Origin of the sequence: Streptomyces sp. RGM 3693 (assembly GCF_050471125.1) — a bacterium.
Taxonomy (GTDB): Bacteria; Actinomycetota; Actinomycetes; order Streptomycetales; family Streptomycetaceae; genus Streptomyces.
On sequence record NZ_JBMPPQ010000001.1, the window covers coordinates 220,794 to 239,655 of the forward strand.

Sequence of the window (18,862 nt, forward strand, 5' to 3'; positions counted from 1 at the left end):
CCACCGGCGCGTCCCCGCGCCCTCGCACGGCCCGCCCCGGCGTGATCACCGCCGCACCCACAGTGTTTCGCGTCCGGGCGGTTTCCGGCAGGGCTGTGGATAACTCCCGCCTCTCCCGGAAACCGCTGCCCCATTGGGAGAGGATGGCCTCATGCCGAACCGCCTGGCTCATGAGACTTCCCCATATCTGCTCCAGCACGCCGACAACCCCGTCGACTGGTGGCCGTGGTCCCCCGAAGCGTTCGAGGAGGCCCGGCGGCGCGGCGTGCCGGTACTGCTCAGCGTCGGCTACAGCTCCTGCCACTGGTGCCACGTCATGGCCCACGAGAGTTTCGAGGACCCGGCCGTCGCCGCGCTGCTCAACGAGCACTTCGTGGCCGTCAAGGTCGACCGCGAGGAGCGTCCGGACGTCGACGCCGTCTACATGGAGGCCGTGCAGGCCGCCACCGGCCAGGGTGGCTGGCCGATGACCGTGTTCCTCACCCCCGACGCCGAACCCTTCTACTTCGGCACGTACTTCCCGCCCGAGCCGCGCCATGGCATGCCCTCCTTCGGGCAGGTCCTCGAAGGGGTCCGGGGGGCCTGGACCGACCGGCGCGACGAGGTCGGCGAGGTCGCCGGCCGGATCGTCGCCGACCTCGCGGGCCGCTCGCTGGCCGAGTCGCTGCCCGAGGGGGACCAGCGGCCCCCGCGCCCCGAGGAGCTGCACGCCGCCCTGATGGCGCTGACCCGCGACTGCGACGCGGTGCACGGCGGGTTCGGCGGCGCGCCGAAGTTCCCGCCGTCCATGGTGTTGGAGTTCCTGCTCCGCCACCATGCCCGGACGGGTTCCACCGGCGCCCTGGAGATGGCCGAGGCGACCTGCGCGGCGATGGCCCGCGGCGGGATCTACGACCAGCTCGGCGGCGGCTTCGCCCGCTACTCCGTCGACCGGGAATGGGTCGTTCCGCACTTCGAGAAGATGCTCTACGACAACGCCCTGCTGTGCCGCACCTACGCCCACCTGTGGCGCGCCACCGCCCGCGACGGAGCCGCTGACGGACTCGGCGACCTGGCCCGGCGGATCGCCCTGGAGACCGCCGACTTCATGGTCCGGGAACTCCGGACCGACCAGGGCGGCTTCGCCTCCGCACTGGACGCCGACAGCGACGACGGGACGGGCCGGCACACCGAGGGCGCGTACTACGTCTGGACACCGGAGCAGCTGCGCACCGTCCTGGGGGAGAAGGACGCCGAGTTCGCCGCCACGTACTTCGGCGTCACCGAGGAGGGCACCTTCGAGGAGGGCGCCTCCGTACTCCAACTCCCCGACACCCACGGCCCGGTGGATGTCGACCGGGTGGCTTCGGTGAAGGAGCGGCTGCTCGCGGCCCGTGCCGAGCGTCCCCGCCCGGGGCGCGACGACAAGGTCGTCGCCTCCTGGAACGGGCTGGCCATCGCCGCGCTCGCCGAGACCGGCGTCTACTTCGACCGCCCCGATCTGGTGCAGGCCGCCACCGACGCCGCCGACCTGCTGGTCCGCGTCCACATGGACTGGCAGGCCCGGCTGCACCGCACCTCCCGGGACGGCACGGCCGGCAGCAACGCCGGCGTCCTGGACGACTACGCGAACGTCGCCGAGGGCTTCCTCGCGCTGGCCTCGGCCACCGGAGAGGGCGTCTGGGTGGAGTTCGCGGGCTTCTTCCTGGACACCGTCCTGGTGCAGTTCACCGCCCCCGACGGCACGCTCTACGACACCGCCGCCGACGCCGAGCGGCTGATCCGCCGCCCCCAGGACCCGACCGACAACGCCACGCCCTCCGGGTGGACCGCCGCGGCCGGGGCGCTGCTCTCGTACGCGGCGCTGACCGGCAGTGCGCTCCACCGGGACGCCGCGGAGCGTGCCCTGGGCATCGTCACCGCCCTCGGCGGCCGGGTGCCGCGCTTCATCGGCTGGGGGCTGGCGGTCGCCGAGGCCGCGCTGGACGGGCCGCGCGAGGTCGCGGTGGTCGGCCCGCCGGACGATCCGGCCACCCGTGCGCTGCACCGCGCCGCGCTGCTGGGCACCGCCCCCGGGGCGGTGGTGGCACTGGGCGCCCCCGGGGCGGACGCCGCCGCCGAGGTGCCGCTGCTGAGGGCGCGCCCCCTGGTCGACGGTAAGCCGGCCGCCTACGTATGCCGGCACTTCACCTGTGAACGGCCGACGACGGACCCGGAGGAGTTGGCGGAGCGGCTGCGGTCCTGAGGCGGTGCGGCGGGGCCGCGGCCCGTAGGGCGGCGCATCCTCCTCGGCGCCGAGGGCCCGGCCGGCCCCGCCCCGTCTCAAGTCCTAGGACCAGCGACCGGATTGACCTTGACGCGCGCGTCAAGTTCTAGCCTCGGGGCATGAAGAACCGCACGCACCGCGAAGTCCGCCTGGCCGCCCGTCCCGAGGGCCCGGTCACCGATGACCTCTTCGAGATCGTGGAGGTCCCCGTCCCGGAACCGGCGGCGGGCCAGGTACTGGTACGCAACTCCCTGATGGCCGTCGCCGCCGTGATGCGCACCCTGATGGACGAGGTCACCACCGTCCCCATGCCGTCCTTCGGGGTGGGCGAGGCGCTCTACGGGGAGGCCGTCGGCGAGGTGGTCGCCGCCCCCGGGACCGACCTCAAGCCCGGCGACCTGGTGGAGCACCGCCTCGGCTGGCGCGAGTACGCCCTACTGGACGCCGCAGAGGTCCAGCGCCTCGCCCCCGGCCTGCTGCCCGACCCGGCCGGCTACCTCTCGCAGGGGCCCACCGCCCTGATGGGCATCGACCGCGGCGCCGAAGTGCGCCCCGGGGACACGGTGTTCGTCACCGGGGCGGCCGGCGGCGTCGGCTCGCTGGCCGGCCAGATCGCCAAGCTGCGCGGCGCCGCGCGGGTCATCGGCAGTACCGGCTCGCGGGAGAAGGCCGACCGGCTGCTGACGGAGTTCGGCTACGATGCGGTGGTCATCCGGGGCGCCGGGCCCATCGAGGAGCAACTGCGCGCGGCCGCCCCGGACGGCATCGACGCGCTCTTCGACAACGTGGGCGGCGAGCAGCTCCAGGCCGCGATCGCCGTCGCCAACCGCGGTGCCCGACTCGCCCTCGTAGGTGCGCTCGCCACCCAGCTGTCCGAGGGGTCCGTGTCCACCACGCCGATCGACACCCTGTCGCTGCTGGCCCGGAGCATCACCCTGCGTGGCGTCGCCCTCTACGACCACCGGGACCTGATCCCGGAGTGGCACGCGCTGTTCGGTCAGGGGTTGCGCGACGGCACCCTTGCCTTCCCGCACTCCCGGCTGCACGGCATCGAACAGGCCCCGCGGGCACTCCAGGAGCTGATCGCCGGCAAGCATCTCGGCTCCGTACTGGTGGAGTTGTAAGGCGCGGCCTACGGGCGAGGGGCTGTTGCCGGGGGGGTGCCGGATGACGTCACCCCTCCGGGTGGATTTCGATCCGGAGGTAGCCTGCAAGGGTGACGACCTTGCTTGGGTACCGCTCGCTCGTCCAGGAGGCCGCGGCGCTGCGGTCCGGTGTGGACGACCCCCTCGACGCGGTGCGCCGCACCTGTGACCGCATCGACGCCGTGGACCCCCAGATCCAAGCCTTCGTACCGGAGCCGGGGCGCCGTGACCGGTTGTCGACGGCGGCCCGGGAGCTGGCCGCGGCCGGCCCACCGGGCCCCGCCGGGCGCCCCGCGCTGTACGGCATCCCGGTCGGGATCAAGGACATCGTGCACGTCAACGGGCTGCCCACCAGGGCGGGTTCGGCACTGCCGCCCGAGGAGCTGGCCGGCGCGCAGGCGGCCGTCGTGGACCGGCTGCGCGCCGCGGGGGCGTTGATCGCGGGCAAGACGGTGACCGCGGAGTTCGCGGTGACGGCCCCGGGGCCGACCCGTAACCCGCACAACCCGGCGCATTCGCCCGGGGGTTCGAGCAGCGGTTCGGCGGCCGCGGTCGCCGCCGGGATGGTCCCGCTGGCCATCGGGACGCAGACCGTCGGCTCGATGATCCGGCCCGCCGCCTACTGCGGAGTGGCCGGTTTCAAGCCGACCTACGGGCGGATCCCGCTCGACGGGGTGATCCCGAACGCGAGCAGCTTCGACACCCTGGGGTGCTACGCGACGGAGCTGGCGGGGATCGCGCTGGCCGCGCCGGTGCTCTGCGACGGATGGCGGACCGCGGACGGCGACGGGCCGGGCCGGCCGCCGGTGCTGGGCGTACCGGCCGGCCCCTATCTGGAGCGGGCCGACGAGGAGGCGCTGTGTGCCTTCGCGGCCCAGCGGGAGGCGCTGGCGGCGGCCGGCTACGAGGTCCGCGAGGTGCCCGTGATGGCCGACTTCGCGCAGATCGTCGAGCAGCTCTTCACCATGAACCGCTACGAGGTCGCACGCGCCCACACCGAGTGGTTCGCGCGTCACTCCGCCCTCTACCGGGAGCAGACCACGGCCGCCATCCGCGAGGGTCAGCCGATCGGGGACGCCGCCTACCAGGCCGCCCGGGAGCGCCGTACCGCCTTATGCGGACGGCTCGCGGCGGACGGGGCGGACGCCGGGATCGACCTGTGGATCGCCCCGGCGGCCACCGGGCCGGCGCCCGCCGACCTCACCACCACGGGCAGTTCGATCATGTGCCTGCCATGGAGCAACGCCGGGCTGCCGTCGCTGAGCCTGCCCGCCGGCCGGGCCGCCAACGGGTTGCCGCTGGGCCTCCAGTTGGTGGGCCGGTCCGGCGCCGACGAGGAACTGCTGGCCTGGGCGGTCGACATCGAGCGCGTGCTGAACGGGACGGCCGGGGCGTCCGGCGGACCGACGGGCGGGCGCCGGGCCCGGTCGGCCCAGCGCGCCATCACGGGGGACTGAGGGGGCAGCGGATGCGTATCGGGGATGCGGCGGCGGCAGCCGGGCTGACGCCGCGGGCGCTGCGCTACTACGAGCAGCAAGGGCTGGTGACGGCCCGGCGGATGCCGTCGGGCCACCGGGAGTACGACGCGGAGGACGTCCGCCGGCTGCGGGCCGTCCGTGAACTGCGCGAGGCGGGGCTGACCGTCGGCGACGTCCGGGCCTTCGCGCACCTCCTGCACACCCTGCCGCCGGCGGGTGTACCGGACCTGATCGGGACGGATCCGGGCTCGGAGCGCTGCGGGGCCGCGGAGGCGGTGGCCCGGCGCCGGCTGGCCGAACTGGACGGTCACATCGCGCGGTTGTCCCGACTGCGGGCGCGCCTGGCCGCGCGCCTGGGGGAGCCCGGTGGCCGGCCGGGCGGTCCGGGGCGAAGCGGTCCGGATGCGGAGGGTCGCCCGCTCAGAGCGTGAGCCCGCCGGCCAGGACGTCCATCGACCGGTGGATCAATTCTTCCGGGCTCGCCGCCCGGCCCTCCTCGGCCCAACGCAGCATCGCCTCCTGGAGGGCGGCCAGGGCCGCCGCGCTGATCACCCGGATCCCCAGGTCGTCCGCCGGGCGGCCGGTGCGCTCGGCCAGTGCGGTGCTGATGGTGTCGATGTGCCGGGCGGTGAGCTCCGCGGTGCGGCCCCGGACGGCGGGCACGTCGCGGATCAGCCGGATGCGCTGGACGAGTTCGTCGCGGTCGGTCGCGCTGATGTCGCGCATGATCCCGACCGTGACGTGCCGCAGGGTCTCGGCGAACGGCTCGCCGGCCGGACGGGCCCGGATCCCGTCCGCCAGCAGGGCGTTGTACTCGTCGGTGAGCACGATGTCTTCCTTGGCGGGGAAGTAGCGGAAGACCGTGCTGGGGGAGACCTCCGCGGCCTCGGCGATCCGCTCGGTCGGGGTCGCGTCGTAACCCTGCGCCGCGAAGAGTCGGAAGGCGGCCCGGCGGATCGTCTGCCGGGTCTTGATCTTCTTCCGTTCGCGCAGCCCGGGCTTCGACTGACCGGGTGACGCGGTGGCGGAGGTGGGTGCGGAGGCCATGCGGCTCATTGTCCCCGTCCCGCGGGTGGCCGACGCATGACGCCTTGACGGAGCTCTGATTGTCGGTGGGGTGTGTCACGCTGCGAAGCGGGCATGATTACTGTCAGTGACGCTCGGAGAGGGGGCTCGTGATGCGACCTGCGATTCATATGTATGCCGCGCTCGCTGCCGCGCTGTGTGTGGGCGGCTTCCTGCTGGGTGGTGGCCTGCTGGTGACGGCCCTGGTGCTGGCCGGCCTGGCGGCCCTGGCGTGGCACGTGGCCGCGACCTCGCGGCCACGACCGCGGTGGCGTGCGGCGACGGCCGGGAGACCGGCCGGGAGACCCGGCGGGCCGGTCGCCCGGGTCCGACCCGCCTCAGGGATGCGTATACGCGACGAGCGAGATGCCCACGTAGTGCACGACGAAGGCCGCCAGGGTGAAGGAGTGGAAGACCTCGTGGAAGCCGAACCACCGCGGTGACGGGTTGGGGCGCTTGATGCCGTAGATCACGCCGCCCGCGCTGTAGAGCAGCCCGCCGACGATGACGAGGACGAGGACGGCGATGCCGCCGGTGCGCAGGAAGTCGGGCAGGAAGAAGACGGCGGCCCAGCCCATCGCGATGTAGCAGGGGGTGTAGAGCCAGCGTGGGGCGCCGACCCAGAAGACCCGGAAGGCGATGCCCGCCAGTGCGGCGACCCAGACCGCCCAGAGCAGCACCTGCCCATGGGTGCCCGGCACCAGCAGCAGCGTCAGCGGGGTGTAGGTGCCGGCGATGATCAGGAAGATGTTGGCGTGGTCGAGCCGGCGCAGCACTCCGTCCATCCGCGGGCTCCAATTGCCGCGGTGGTAGAGGGCGCTGACGCCGAACAGCAGGCAGGCGCTGACCGTGTAGATCGCGCAGGCCAGGCGGCCGCGGGGGCTGTCAGCGAGCGCGGTCAGCACGATGCCGGAGAGCAGGACGGCGGGGAACATTCCGGCGTGCAGCCAGCCACGCAGTTTCGGCTTGAGTGGCACGGCCGCGGCGGCTGGCGCGACCGCGTCGACCGTGGACCCGGTATCGGTCCTGGACGGCGCGGCAGGGGGGCGGCTCTCGGCGGCGTCAGGCGCGGAAGTCATGGCGCAATGCTACCTACGCAACCGTAAGTTACGGATTCGTCCGGAAGTGGTGACGGTCACCACGGTGCCCCCTGGACAGAACCGAATCAGGGTCGGATGATCAAATGAGTGCGGTCGGCACCGGATGAGCGGTCACGAAGCATCCGGGTCGCAGCCCCCAAGGGGCGGATAAGTAAAAGCAGCGGTTTCCTTGACTTATGTGCGGGAAGCCGACAAAACCCCTCATCTAGGAGCGATCGTGGCGCGCGACAACGCGGCTCCCACCCCGACCCGGCACCAGGCCCTGCTCGACTGGGTCGACGAGATAGCGGCGATCACCCAGCCCGACCGGGTCGTCTGGTGCGACGGCTCGGAGGCGGAGTACGAGCGGCTGTCCGAAGAGCTCGTCGAGAAGGGCACGTTCAAGAAGCTCGACCCGATCAAGCGCCCCAACTCGTACTACGCCGCGTCCGACCCGACGGACGTGGCGCGTGTCGAGGACCGCACCTTCATCTGTTCGGAGAAGGAAGAGGACGCCGGCCCGACCAACCACTGGAAGGACCCCGCCGAGATGCGGGAGATCTTCGCTGGTGAGAAGGGCGTCTTCCGCGGCGCGATGAAGGGCCGGACGATGTACGTCGTCCCGTTCTGCATGGGGCCGCTCGGCTCCCCCCTCTCCGCGATCGGTGTGGAGATCACCGACTCCGCCTACGTCGCCGTGTCGATGCGCACCATGACGCGGATGGGCCAGGCGGTCCTCGACGAGCTCGGCACGGACGGCTTCTTCGTCAGGGCCGTGCACACCCTCGGCGCGCCGCTGGCCGAGGGCGAGCAGGACGTGCCGTGGCCGTGCAACTCCACCAAGTACATCTCGCACTTCCCGGAGTCCCGCGAGATCTGGTCGTACGGCTCGGGCTACGGCGGCAACGCCCTGCTCGGCAAGAAGTGCTACGCGCTGCGGATCGCCTCCGTCATGGCCCGCGACGAGGGCTGGCTGGCCGAGCACATGCTCGTCCTCAAGCTGACCCCGCCGCAGGGCGAGGCCAAGTACGTCGCCGCGGCGTTCCCGAGCGCCTGCGGCAAGACCAACCTGGCCATGCTGGAGCCGACGATCCCGGGCTGGACCGTCGAGACCATCGGTGACGACATCGCCTGGATGCGGTTCGGCGAGGACGGCCAGCTCTACGCGATCAACCCCGAGGCCGGATTCTTCGGCGTCGCGCCCGGCACCGGTGAGCACACCAACGCCAACGCCATGAAGACCCTCTGGGGCAACTCCGTCTTCACCAACGTCGCCCTCACCGACGACGGCGACGTGTGGTGGGAGGGCATGACCGAGGAGACCCCGGCCCACCTGACGGACTGGAAGGGCAACGACTGGACGCCCGCGTCCGGTGTCCCGGCCGCGCACCCCAACGCCCGCTTCACCGTGCCCGCCGCCCAGTGCCCGACCATCGCGCCCGAGTGGGAGGACCCCAAGGGCGTGCCGATCTCGGCCATCCTCTTCGGCGGTCGCCGGGCCAGCGCGGTGCCGCTGGTCACCGAGTCGCTGAGCTGGCAGCACGGTGTCTTCCTCGGCGCCAACGTGGCGTCGGAGAAGACCGCCGCCGCCGAGGGCAAGGTCGGTGAGCTGCGCCGCGACCCGTTCGCCATGCTGCCGTTCTGCGGCTACAACATGGGCGACTACATGGCGCACTGGATCAAGGTCGGTGCCGACAAGGACCAGGCGAAGCTGCCGAAGATCTACTACGTCAACTGGTTCCGCAAGGACGACGCGGGCCGCTTCGTGTGGCCGGGCTTCGGCGAGAACAGCCGGGTGCTCAAGTGGATCGTCGAGCGGCTGGCGGGCACGGCCGAGGGCGTCGAGACCCCGATCGGCGTGCTGCCCACCAAGGGTGCGCTGGACACCGAGGGCCTCGAACTCTCCGAGAAGGACCTGGACTTCCTGCTCACCGTCGACAAGGAGGTCTGGCGCGAGGAGGCGGCGCTGGTCCCCGAGCACCTGAACACCTTCGGCGACCACACGCCGAAGGAGCTGTGGGACGAGTACCGCGCGCTGGTGCAGCGGCTCGGCTAGTCCTCGCTCGCCGGGCGGCGCGAGGCGCACCGCCCGGCCTGTGTCACGCCCGCCCGGGGCTCCGCACCACTTGCGTGCGGGGCCCCGGGCGGGCGTCGTGCGGTGCGTTGTCGGCGTTGTCGGAGGTGTCGGGCGGTCGCCACCGGGGCGCGAGCGCCGGGTAGGGGGCGCCGGGCTGGGGTCGGTCAGGCGGTGGCGAGGTCCATGCCGTTGGCGTCGTGGGCGGCCAGTCGCTCCTCGGCCAGTGCGATGGCGCCGGCGTCGTCCCGCGAGGTGGCGACGGCCAGGGCGTTCCCGGCGAGGGTGTGGGCGCGCTGCTGGAGGGCTGGTATCCGGGCCGGGTCGCCGCCGTCGGTGGGTTCGGCGCGCAGCGGGTGGTGGCCGCTGAGTCGGGCGACCTCGGTGGCGATGCGGTCGGCCGCCGAGGCCAGCGCCGCGCGCTCGGCGCCGCACTCGGTCAGGGCGTGCAGCTCGTCGGTGACGGTGAGCAGGGCGGTCAGCTGCCCGGCGAGCCGGATGTCCAGCTCCTCCTCGCGGGAGCGGTGCGGGATCCCCGGGGCGACGGCCATGCTGTGGACCGACTTGGTGCGGATCGGTTCGTACATGGGACGGCCTCCTGAAAACGTCTAGGAGGCCATCCTAGCTTAGACTCTGTCTAAAGTTATGATCCGTATAGAGGTCGCTTTGGCTCAGTACTGTCCGTAACCGTCGAGGAAGGCGCCGATTCGGGTGACGGCGTCCGTCAGGGTGTCCTTGTCCGGCAGCGTGACCAGGCGGAAGTGATCCGGCTCGGGCCAGTTGAAGCCGGTGCCGTGGACGATCATGATCTTCTCGGCGCGCAGCAGCTCCAGCACCATCTGCCGGTCGTCCTTGATCTTGTACACCTTGGGGTCCAGCCGCGGGAAGGCGTAGAGCGCGCCCTTCGGCTTGACGCAGCTGACGCCCGGTATCCGGGTCAGCAGCTCGTAGGCGGTGTCGCGCTGCTCCAGCAGTCGACCGCCGGGCAGCACCAGGTCGTTGATCGACTGCCGGCCGCCGAGGGCGGTGGCGACCGCGTGCTGCGCCGGCATGTTGGCGCACAGCCGCATGTTCGCCAGGATCGTCAGGCCCTCGATGTACGAGCTGGCGTGCGCCTTCGGGCCGCAGACCGCCAGCCAGCCGCTGCGGTAGCCAGCGACCCGGTACGCCTTGGACAGGCCGTTGAAGGTCAGCGTCAGCAGGTCCGGGGCGAGCGCGGCGAACGGGGTGTGGGTGACGCCGTCGTAGAGGATCTTGTCGTAGATCTCGTCGGCGCAGACGATCAGGTTGTGCCGGCGGGCGAGCTCGGCGATCCCGCGCAGCAGTTCGTCGTCGTAGACCGCGCCCGTGGGGTTGTTGGGGTTGATGACGACGATGGCCTTGGTGCGGTCGGTGATCTTGCGCTCGATGTCGGCGAGGTCCGGCATCCAGTCGGCCTGCTCGTCGCAGCGGTAGTGGACCGCGGTGCCGCCGGAGAGCGAGACCGACGCCGTCCACAGCGGGTAGTCCGGGGCCGGTACCAGCACCTCGTCGCCGTCGTCCAGCAGCGCCTGCATCGACATCTGGATCAGCTCGGAGACGCCGTTGCCCAGGTAGACGTCGTCGACGGAGAGCTCGATGCCCTTGGTCTCGTAGTGCTGCACCACCGCGCGGCGGGCCGAGAGCAGGCCCTTGGCATCGCCGTAGCCGTGCGCGGTGCCGATCGAGCGGAGGACGTCCTCCAGGATCTCGGGCGGGCAGTCGAAGCCGAACGCCGCCGGATTCCCGGTGTTCAGCTTCAGGATGCGGTGACCCTCCGTCTCCAGCCGCATGGCCTCCTCAAGTACCGGGCCGCGGATTTCGTAGCAGACGTTGGCGAGCTTCGTTGACTGGATCACCTGCATGACGGCCACTCTACGGGCGCGTAGCGCTGCCTGCCGGGTGGTTTTCGCCACGTAGTCGGCGGATGGCGCGGAAACGTTCACGCGGTGTGACCGGTATGACGGGTGCTGATTTCGTGGCGGGGACGCCGGCGGTCCCGTTCGGGCCGGTATGCCGGGGGCTAGCCGTGCCGGCCCGGGGTGCGCCGGATCGCGCGGCCCGCCAGGGCGTCGGTGCGGCGGCCGTCCTCGATGACGAAGCGGCCGTCGATCAGGACGTGCGGGATGCCGGTGGGCAGGGTGCGCGGGGTGTCGAAGGTGGAGCCGGCGGCGACCGTCTCCGGGTCGAAGAGGACCAGGTCGGCGCGGTACCCCTCGCGGACCAGGCCGCGGTCGGGCAGCCGCAGCCGGGCGGCCGGGCGCGACGTCAGGTGCGCCACGCACTCCTCCAGGGACAGCACGCCCAGCTCGCGGACGTACCTGCCGAGGTACTGGGGGAAGGTGCCGTACGCCCGCGGATGCGGCTTGGCGCCCTGGAGGATGCCGTCGCTGCCGCCGGTGTGGACCCGGTGCCGCATGATCTGCCGGACGTTGTCCTCGTGTCCGACGTGCTGGAGGATCGTCGGGCCCAGCCGGTCGGCGCGCAGCAGGTGGCGGGCGGCGTCCCAAGGTTCCACGCCGCGCTCGGCGGCGCTGCGGGCGAGGGTCGAGCCGACCCAGCCGGCCAGTTCGGGGTCGGTGACGCCGGAGATCTCGATGGTGTCCCAGTCGATGGGGACGCCGTGGCAGCCGTCCGACCCCTCGACCTCCAGGTCGTGCCGGATCGCCGCGGCGGCAGTGTCGTCGGCCAGCCGCGCCAGGATCGCCTCCGGGCCGCCCTCGCTGGCCCAACTGGGCAGCATCGCCACGAGCGTGGTGCAGCCGGGGGTGTACGGATAGGTGTCCAGGGTGAGGTCGGCGCCGCTGTCCAGGGCCTTGTCCAGGAGGGCCAGGAGTTCGGGCGCTCGGCCCTCGTTGACGCCGAAGTTCATGGTGGCGTGGGCGAGGTGCAGGGCGCAGCCGGCCTCGCGGGTGAGGGCGATCATCTCCTCGTAGGCGGCCAGGGCGCCGGCGCCGTAGGAGCGGTGGTGCGGGCAGTAGTAGCCGTCGTAGCGGGCCACCACCCGGCACAGTTCGGTCAGTTCGGCGTCGGAGGCGTACATGCCCGGGGTGTAGGTGAGGCCGGAGGAGAGGCCGACCGCGCCCTGCTCCAGACCGGCGGCGACCAGCTGCCGCATCCGGTCCAGTTCGGCGTCGGTGGCCCGGCGGTCGTCCCAGCCGACGGCGAGCATCCGGACGGTGCCCTGGGGGATGAGGTAGGCGGCGTTGACCGCGATGCCCTCGCCGTCGAAGCCGTGGTCCAGGCGGTCGAGGTACTCGCCGACGGTGCGCCAGGTGAAGGTGAGGGAGGAGTCGTCGGGGCCACCGCCGTTCCAGCCGGTGATCTGGGCACGGACCGCGGTGAGCGTGCGGTCGTCGACCGGGGCGTAGGACAGGCCGTCCTGGCCGAGGACTTCGAGGGTGACGCCCTGGGCGGCTTTCGCGGTGTGCGCGGGGTCCCGTAGCAGCGCCAGGTCGCTGTGCGCGTGCATGTCGATGAAGCCGGGGGCGAGGGCGAGGCCGGCGGCGTCCACGGTGCGGGCGGCGGACGGGCGGGGGCCGCCGGCCGACTCCCGGTGGACGGTGGCGATCCGGCCGCCGGCCAGGGCGACGTCAGCGCGGTAGGAGGGGCCGCCGGACCCGTCGATGACGCGTACGTCGCGGAGCACGGTGTCCATGGGCGGGCTGCCTTTCTCGGGCGTTCGCGGGCCTTTGCGGGCGTTGGCGGGCTTGGCTCGGGTCCGCTCGGGCGTTCTCGGGCCTTCCGGGGCCGGTCGATCGGGGTCGGTCGATCGGGGTGTCGGGTCAGGGTCGGGTCAGGGTCGGATCAGGGGGTTGTCGGGGGTGCTCCGAGGCGGTCGGCGCACCCCCGGCGGGTATCAGAAGAACGTGCGGATGAAATCGACGACCGTGCCGTCCCGCTCGACCAGCGGGATCAACTGCCACTTGTCGAAGGAGGTGCAGGGGTGCGACAGACCCAGGGCGACCCAGTCGCCGACCTCCAGGTCCCCGGCGTGCTCGGTCCGGACCCAGGCGTGCTGGTCGGACAGGCCGGTGACGGTGAGGTCGGCCGCCGGGCGCAGGGTGCCGTCCCGGCCGGAGCGCACGGCCTGCGCCTGCGGCAGGTCGAGGTCGTAGGCGGCGTCCCGCTTGCCGGCGTTGAGGAACGCCTGCTCGGGGGTGGGCCGGGAGACGACCTGCGCCCAGAGCCGGAAGGCCGGCTCCAGCGCCCCCTCGTCCGGTACGCGGTTGAAGGGGGTGAGATGGCGGTAGTGCCCGTCGTCGTGCGAGACGTACGCGCCCGAGCGCAGCAGTTTCAGGACCGGCGCGGAGAGCTCGGGGAGCGCCGCGAAGACCTCGGCGACCGCGTCGAACCACGCGCTGCCGCCGGCGCTGACCACGATCTCGTCGAGGTCGGCGAAGCGGCCGGCGGCGTCGAGGTCGGCGGCCAGCGCGACCAGCCGGCGCAGCCACGCGGTGACCCGCTCGTGGTCGGCGTCGGGTACCTCGCCCTCGTAGCCGGCCACGCCGACCAGGCGGAGGGTGTCCACGCCTGCGATCACATCGGCCAGTTCGCGGCACTCGGCCTCGGTGCGGGCCCCGGTCCGGGCCCCTTCGCCGGCACCCAGTTCGATCACGACGTCCACCGGGCGGGTGGCCTCGGCGGCGCGCAGGGCGGCGTCCATCAGCTCGATGCCGCGCACCGAGTCGACGTAGCAGACGAAGCGGAAGTCCGGGTCGGCGGCGAGTTCGCCGGCCAGCCAGTGCAGCGCGGCGGCGTCGACGACCTCGTTGGCCAGGAAGATCCGCTGGATGCCGAAGTCGCGGTAGACGCGGGCCTGGTGGGGGACGGCCGCGGTGATTCCCCAGGCGCCGTGCGCCAGCTGGCGGGCGAAGAGCTGCGGGGCCATGGAGGTCTTGCCGTGCGGGGCGAAGGCCAGGCCGTGCCGGGCGGCGTAGGTCTCCAGGAGGGCGAGGTTGTGCTCGACCGACTCGGCGGAGAGGGCCAGGACGGGGGTGGTGAAGCCGTCGGTGAAGAGGTTGCGGCGCTCGGCGGCCAGCTCCCCGACGGTGAGTCCGGCGGCGTCCGGGGGGAGCGCCTTGAAGCGGTGATCGACCTTGTCGTCCGCGAGGTTCTTGAGTTCCTGCGCGAGCCGCTCGCCGGCCATGGAGCCTCCTCGAAGAGTGTGTTGCACCCTCTGCAACACCCATTGCGCATATCGCTGACAGCTGTCTAACATCCGAGCCATCGCCCGGTCAATGGTGGGCAAACGTAGGGACCGACCGTGCGCAGCACGCCGCGGGCGGACGGAAGATCCGGCCTCGCACCGACCGGGAAACGGCCCGAACCCCGCGGCATGGCGAACCCCGCCCCGAGCTCTCCGGAGCGCTCCGAGCAGGGAACCCCCATCGGCGGCACAGCGAAGGAGCGCAACCGATCGTGACCAGGTCCTCGAACGTCAGCGACACCCCCGTCCCGGCGGCCGGCGCCGCCCCGGACGTCGATGTCGTCTGCCTCGGCGAGTCCATGGTCACCTTCCTTCCCACCGCGCCCGGGCCGCTCGCCGACGTTCCGGCCTTCGAGCGCGCCATCGGCGGCGCGGAGTCCAACGTCGCCTGCGCCCTCGCCCGCGCCGGCCACCCCACCCGCTGGATCTCCCGGGTCGGCGCCGACGGCTTCGGCGACCACCTCGTCCGGGAGATCGCCGGGTACGGCGTCGATACCCGCGCGGTCCACCGAGACCCCTCCCGCCCCACCGGCATCTACTTCCGCACCGCGGGCGACCGGGCCACCGACGCCCACGAAGTGGCCTACTACCGCGCCGGCTCGGCCGCCTCCGCGATGGCCGCGGCCACCATGGACCCGGCCGCCCTCCGCACCGGCCGAGTGCTCCACCTCACCGGCATCACCGCCGCGCTCTCCGCGGACTGCCTCGGCCTGCTGCGCACCCTCATGTCCCGCCCGTCGCCCGACCGCCACCCCTCATGGCCGGCGCTGCGCGCCGACGGAGCTCGTCCGGCAGTCGACCGCGACACCCCGGCCGCCCCTGCCCGCCCGCTGATCTCCTTCGACGTCAACTACCGGCCGCACCTCTGGTCCGGCGCGCAGGGCCCGCAGATCCTCCTCGACCTGGCTCGCACCGCCGACGTGGTGTTCGTAGGCGCTGACGAGGCCCTGGCCGCCTGGGGCCTGCCCGACCCCCGGGCGGTCCGCGCGGCGCTGCCCGAGCCGGAGACCCTGGTCGTCAAGCTCGGCGAGGCCGGGGCGCTGGTCTTCCGACACGCCCCGGGCACCCCCGGCCGCGACGAGGAGCCCGCCGGCATCCACGTACCCGCCCCCACCGTCGACGTGGTCGCCGCGGTCGGCGCCGGCGACGCCTTCGCCGCCGGATTCCTCTCCGCCGCCCTGCGCGCCCTGCCGCTGCGCACCCGGGTCCGGCACGGCCACCTGTGGGCCGCCGCCGCCCTCACCGTCCCCGGCGACCTCGCCGCGCCACCCGGCCGGGCCCTGGCCGACCGCCTTGCCGCGCTCGACGACGACGCCTGGGGGAAACTGCACCTCGGCCCCGGCTGGACGGACGCCAGCCAGGCCCCGGACCAGGAGGTACGCACGCAGTGAACGAGCGCAGCGAGAAGACCATCGACAGGTGCGCCCCTGGCGAAGGCCGGGCCGAGCGGAGCGGGGCACGCGCATGAGCCAGACCGTCGACCGGGCGCTGAGCATCCTGCCGTTGCTCGCCGAGGGACCCGCCGACCTGGGACAGGTCGCCGACCGGCTCGGCGTGCACAAGTCCACCGCGCTGCGGCTGCTGCGCACCCTCCACGAGCACGGCCTCGTCTACCGCCAGCCCGACCAGCGCTACCGCCTCGGCGCCCGGCTCTTTGCCCTCGCCCAGGAAGCCGTGGAAAACCTCGACGTCCGCGAGATCGCCCACCCCCACCTCGTCGAACTCAACGAGAAGTGCGGCCACACCGTCCACCTCGCCGTCTACGAGGAGAACGAGGTCCTCTACATCGACAAGGTCGAGAGCCGCTATCCGGTCCGGATGTACTCCCGGATCGGCAAGCCGGTGGCGATCACCGTCGCCGCGGTCGCCAAGCTGCTCCTGGCCGACCTGCCCGAGGCCGAGCGCCGCGCCCTCGCGGACAAGCTCGACTACCCCCGCTACACGTCCCGTTCGACGCCCGACGCCGCGGCCTTCCTGGCCGAGCTGGCAAAGGTGCGCGAACAGGGGTGGGCCGCCGACCTCGGTGGCCACGAGGAGTCCATCAACTGCATCGGCGCCCCCGTCCGCGGCGCGGACGGACGGGTGGCGGCCGCCATGTCGGTCTCGGCACCGAACGTCGTCGTCAGCGCCGAGGATCTCCTCACCCTGCTCCCGCTGGTGCGCCGCACCGCCGACGCCATCAGCCGGGAGTACTCCGGCACCACAAGCCCTGGCCACAAGCCGGCCCCGTGAAGCACGTCTGAAGGACACACATGAGCGAGAAGATCGCCCTCACCCCGGCCACCCACACCACCCCGCCCGCGAAGTTCTCGCACGGCGTCAAGAAGGGCAACATCCTCCAGGTCGCCGGCCAGGTCGGCTTCCTGCCGGCCGTCGAGGGCCAGGCCCCGACGCCGGCCGGCCCGACGCTGCGCGAGCAGACCCTCCAGACCTTCGCCAACGTCCGGGCCATCCTCGAAGAGGGCGGCGCGACCTGGGACGACGTGATGATGATGCGCGTCTACCTCACGGACGTGGACCACTTCGCCGAGATGAACGAGATCTACAACGCCTACTTCGAGGAGCAGGGCCTCAAGGCCGCCCCGGCCGCCCGGACCACCGTCTACGTGGGCCTGCCCAAGGGCCTGCTCATCGAGATCGACGCGCTCGCCGTCCTGAGCTGAGGCACCACACCCCTTGCACCGCCCGCCGTTAGCGCACCGCCGCGCGCACCGTCCGCCGCACGGCACGGCACCCCGTACGACCGGGGTGCCGTGCCGCGGTCCCCCCTGCCTGGACACACCCGGCCTGACAACGGAGTCACCCATGGTCCTCGCTGCCGCGACCCCTGCCCCGCCACCACCGCACACCGGTGGACTGCTGGCCCTGATACCGGGCACGCCCGGCCTCCTGACCGTCGCCGTCCTCGGCATCGCCCTGCTGCTCTTCCTGATCATGAAGGTCAGGTTGCAGCCCTTCGTCGCCCTGCTCGGCGTCTCCATCGTGGTCGGCCTGGCCGCCGGCCTCTCCGTCACCGAACTCTTCGGCACGGTCCAGAAGTCCGACGCGGTCTCCATGATCGAGACCGGCATGGGCGGGATCCTCGGCCACGTCGCGATCATCATTGGCCTGGGCACCATGCTCGGCGCGATCCTCGAAGTCTCCGGCGGCGCCGCGGTGTTGAGCGCCCGGCTGCTGGCCCTCTTCGGTGAGCGGCGCGCCCCGCTGGCGATGGGCCTGACCGGCCTGATCTTCGGCATCCCGGTCTTCTTCGACGTCGGCATCTTCGTCCTGGCGCCGCTCGTCTACGCCGCCGCCAAGAAGAGTGGCAAGTCGATCGTGCTGTACGCCATGCCGCTGCTGGCCGGTCTGTCGATGACGCACGCCTTCCTGCCGCCGCACCCCGGACCGGTGGCCGCGGCCGGCCTGTTCAAGGTCGACCTGGGCTGGATCATCCTGATGGGCGTGGTGTGCGGGGTGCCCGCGGTGCTGGCGGCCTGGGGTTACGCCGCCTGGATCGGCAAGCGGCTGTTCGTGCCCGTCCCGCAGGACATGGCGGAGGCCGCGGAGGAGGCCCGGGCCGCGGTCGCCGCCGAGCAGGTAGCGGATGGGGGTTCCCCCGGATCGGAGCTCGGGGGAGACGGTCCGCGGGAGCGGCCGGTCGCGCTGGGCACCGTCCTGGCCATCATCGGCACCCCGTTGGTGCTGATCCTTTTGGCGACCTTCTCCTCCGTCGCGCTGGCCCCTGCCCCGAGCTCTCCGACAAGCTCCGGCCACGGGGGACTCGCCACCGGCCGTTCGGTCATCGAGTTCTTCGGCCACCCGTTCGTCGCCCTGACCCTCGCCCTGCTGCTGGCGTACTACCTGTTGGGCGTGCGGCGCGGCTGGTCCCGCAAGTCCCTGGAGCTGGTCTCCACCTCGTCCCTCAAGCCGGTCGGCAACATCCTGCTGGTCGTCGGCGCGGGCGGGATCTTCGGTGCGGTCCTCAAGGGCAGCGGGGTGGCGACCGCGCTGTCGGACACCTTCCACCACGTCGGGCTGCCGGTGATCGTGCTGGCCTACCTGCTCTCGCTGGTCCTGCGGGTGGCCCAGGGTTCGGCGACGGTGGCGATCGTGACCACCGCCGGGATCGTGCTGCCGCTGGTCGAGGCGCAGGGGCTCTCCCAGGCCCATCTGGCGCTGGTCATCATGGCGATCTCGGCCGGTTCGATCTTCGCCTCGCATGTGAACGACGGCGGATTCTGGATGGTCAGCAAGTACTTCGGGATCTCCGAGCGCGACACGCTGAAGTCCTGGACGGTCCTGGAATCGGTGCTCTCGCTCGCCGGGTTCGCGATGGCGGCGGTGGTGAGCCTGTTCGTCTAGGAAGGCGCGGTGTGCTTCACCGGCGGCGGTGTCCCGGAACACGAGGTGGTGTTCCGGGACACCGTCGCATTGCCCGGCAGGTGGGCGCCTAACGAGCCGCCGCGGCAGCCCCATGCCGGTCCAGGTGAGGTCAAGTCGAGGTGGCCGAAGGGGCGTTATGGGGTAGGGAACCCCGGTGTTCGGTCGTGGGCGCGGCGTCCACTCG

Annotated in this window: 15 protein-coding genes; 9 read left to right on the forward strand and 6 right to left on the reverse strand. The window is 72.4% G+C overall.

What is annotated here, in order from left to right; all coding sequences use genetic code 11:
• The first annotated feature begins 151 nt into the window (after positions 1-151).
• From ACO0M4_RS01035 to ACO0M4_RS01050, 4 genes are all read left to right on the forward strand, one after another.
• Positions 152-2,224, forward strand: coding sequence for a thioredoxin domain-containing protein (locus ACO0M4_RS01035; protein WP_430367609.1), 2,073 nt, complete (start codon positions 152-154; stop codon positions 2,222-2,224).
• 140 nt (positions 2,225-2,364) lie between these two features.
• Positions 2,365-3,369 carry a zinc-binding dehydrogenase gene (locus ACO0M4_RS01040; RefSeq protein WP_430367610.1) on the forward strand — a complete coding sequence of 335 codons (1,005 nt, stop codon included), beginning with the start codon at positions 2,365-2,367 and terminating at the stop codon, positions 3,367-3,369.
• 92 nt (positions 3,370-3,461) lie between these two features.
• On the forward strand, positions 3,462-4,847 hold the full coding sequence (locus tag ACO0M4_RS01045; protein ID WP_430367611.1) for an amidase: 1,386 nt from the start codon (positions 3,462-3,464) through the stop codon (positions 4,845-4,847).
• Positions 4,848-4,858: 11 nt separating this feature from the next.
• On the forward strand, positions 4,859-5,299 hold the full coding sequence (locus ACO0M4_RS01050) for a MerR family transcriptional regulator (RefSeq protein ID WP_430367612.1): 441 nt from the start codon (positions 4,859-4,861) through the stop codon (positions 5,297-5,299).
• Here ACO0M4_RS01050 and ACO0M4_RS01055 read toward each other — a convergent pair.
• Positions 5,289-5,915 carry a TetR/AcrR family transcriptional regulator gene (locus ACO0M4_RS01055; RefSeq protein WP_430367613.1) on the reverse strand — a complete coding sequence of 209 codons (627 nt, stop codon included), beginning with the start codon at positions 5,913-5,915 and terminating at the stop codon, positions 5,289-5,291. The genes ACO0M4_RS01050 and ACO0M4_RS01055 overlap by 11 nt on opposite strands.
• Before the next feature lie 356 nt (positions 5,916-6,271).
• Positions 6,272-7,012, reverse strand: coding sequence for a PAQR family membrane homeostasis protein TrhA (gene trhA / locus ACO0M4_RS01060; RefSeq protein ID WP_430367614.1), 741 nt, complete (start codon positions 7,010-7,012; stop codon positions 6,272-6,274).
• A gap of 238 nt (positions 7,013-7,250) precedes the next feature.
• On the opposite strand from trhA, the gene ACO0M4_RS01065 reads away from it, so the two are divergent.
• Positions 7,251-9,068, forward strand: a complete 1,818-nt coding sequence (locus ACO0M4_RS01065) for a phosphoenolpyruvate carboxykinase (GTP) (RefSeq protein ID WP_430367615.1) — start codon at positions 7,251-7,253, stop codon at positions 9,066-9,068.
• 185 nt (positions 9,069-9,253) lie between these two features.
• On the opposite strand, the gene ACO0M4_RS01070 is transcribed toward ACO0M4_RS01065, so the two are convergent.
• The 4 genes from ACO0M4_RS01070 to ACO0M4_RS01085 form a co-directional block, all read right to left on the reverse strand.
• A complete protein-coding gene (locus tag ACO0M4_RS01070; RefSeq protein WP_430367616.1) occupies positions 9,254-9,673 on the reverse strand; it encodes a hypothetical protein in 420 nt (139 codons plus the stop codon).
• Positions 9,674-9,757: 84 nt separating this feature from the next.
• Complete coding sequence (locus tag ACO0M4_RS01075; protein ID WP_430367617.1) at positions 9,758-10,969, reverse strand: pyridoxal phosphate-dependent aminotransferase; 1,212 nt, start codon at positions 10,967-10,969, stop codon at positions 9,758-9,760.
• Positions 10,970-11,127: 158 nt separating this feature from the next.
• Entirely contained in the window at positions 11,128-12,762 is a 1,635-nt protein-coding gene (locus tag ACO0M4_RS01080; protein ID WP_430367618.1) for an N-acyl-D-amino-acid deacylase family protein, read from the reverse strand.
• Positions 12,763-12,963: 201 nt separating this feature from the next.
• Positions 12,964-14,253: an amino acid deaminase gene (locus tag ACO0M4_RS01085; protein ID WP_430367619.1), complete on the reverse strand. Its 1,290-nt coding sequence runs from the start codon at positions 14,251-14,253 to the stop codon at positions 12,964-12,966.
• A gap of 272 nt (positions 14,254-14,525) precedes the next feature.
• Between ACO0M4_RS01085 and ACO0M4_RS01090 the strand changes: the two genes are divergently transcribed.
• From ACO0M4_RS01090 to ACO0M4_RS01105, 4 genes are all read left to right on the forward strand, one after another.
• Complete coding sequence (locus ACO0M4_RS01090) at positions 14,526-15,704, forward strand: sugar kinase (RefSeq protein ID WP_430367620.1); 1,179 nt, start codon at positions 14,526-14,528, stop codon at positions 15,702-15,704.
• A gap of 73 nt (positions 15,705-15,777) precedes the next feature.
• Positions 15,778-16,545 carry an IclR family transcriptional regulator gene (locus ACO0M4_RS01095; protein WP_430367621.1) on the forward strand — a complete coding sequence of 256 codons (768 nt, stop codon included), beginning with the start codon at positions 15,778-15,780 and terminating at the stop codon, positions 16,543-16,545.
• A gap of 20 nt (positions 16,546-16,565) precedes the next feature.
• Positions 16,566-16,976: a RidA family protein gene (locus ACO0M4_RS01100; RefSeq protein WP_430367622.1), complete on the forward strand. Its 411-nt coding sequence runs from the start codon at positions 16,566-16,568 to the stop codon at positions 16,974-16,976.
• 142 nt (positions 16,977-17,118) lie between these two features.
• A complete protein-coding gene (locus ACO0M4_RS01105) occupies positions 17,119-18,657 on the forward strand; it encodes a GntP family permease (protein ID WP_430367623.1) in 1,539 nt (512 codons plus the stop codon).
• The last annotated feature ends 205 nt before the right edge of the window (positions 18,658-18,862 follow it).

Bases quoted from the DNA above. Each gene is read 5' to 3' on its own strand.
- ACO0M4_RS01035 (WP_430367609.1), top strand. From the start codon at position 152: ATGCCGAACCGCCTGGCTCATGAGACTTCCCCATATCTGCTCCAGCAC.
- ACO0M4_RS01040 (WP_430367610.1), top strand. From the start codon at position 2,365: ATGAAGAACCGCACGCACCGCGAAGTCCGCCTGGCCGCCCGTCCCGAG.
- ACO0M4_RS01050 (WP_430367612.1), top strand. From the start codon at position 4,859: ATGCGTATCGGGGATGCGGCGGCGGCAGCCGGGCTGACGCCGCGGGCG.
- ACO0M4_RS01055 (WP_430367613.1), bottom strand. From the start codon at position 5,915: ATGGCCTCCGCACCCACCTCCGCCACCGCGTCACCCGGTCAGTCGAAG.
- trhA (WP_430367614.1), bottom strand. From the start codon at position 7,012: ATGACTTCCGCGCCTGACGCCGCCGAGAGCCGCCCCCCTGCCGCGCCG.
- ACO0M4_RS01070 (WP_430367616.1), bottom strand. From the start codon at position 9,673: ATGTACGAACCGATCCGCACCAAGTCGGTCCACAGCATGGCCGTCGCC.
- ACO0M4_RS01075 (WP_430367617.1), bottom strand. From the start codon at position 10,969: ATGCAGGTGATCCAGTCAACGAAGCTCGCCAACGTCTGCTACGAAATC.
- ACO0M4_RS01080 (WP_430367618.1), bottom strand. From the start codon at position 12,762: ATGGACACCGTGCTCCGCGACGTACGCGTCATCGACGGGTCCGGCGGC.
- ACO0M4_RS01085 (WP_430367619.1), bottom strand. From the start codon at position 14,253: ATGGCCGGCGAGCGGCTCGCGCAGGAACTCAAGAACCTCGCGGACGAC.
- ACO0M4_RS01095 (WP_430367621.1), top strand. From the start codon at position 15,778: ATGAGCCAGACCGTCGACCGGGCGCTGAGCATCCTGCCGTTGCTCGCC.
- ACO0M4_RS01100 (WP_430367622.1), top strand. From the start codon at position 16,566: ATGAGCGAGAAGATCGCCCTCACCCCGGCCACCCACACCACCCCGCCC.
- ACO0M4_RS01105 (WP_430367623.1), top strand. From the start codon at position 17,119: ATGGTCCTCGCTGCCGCGACCCCTGCCCCGCCACCACCGCACACCGGT.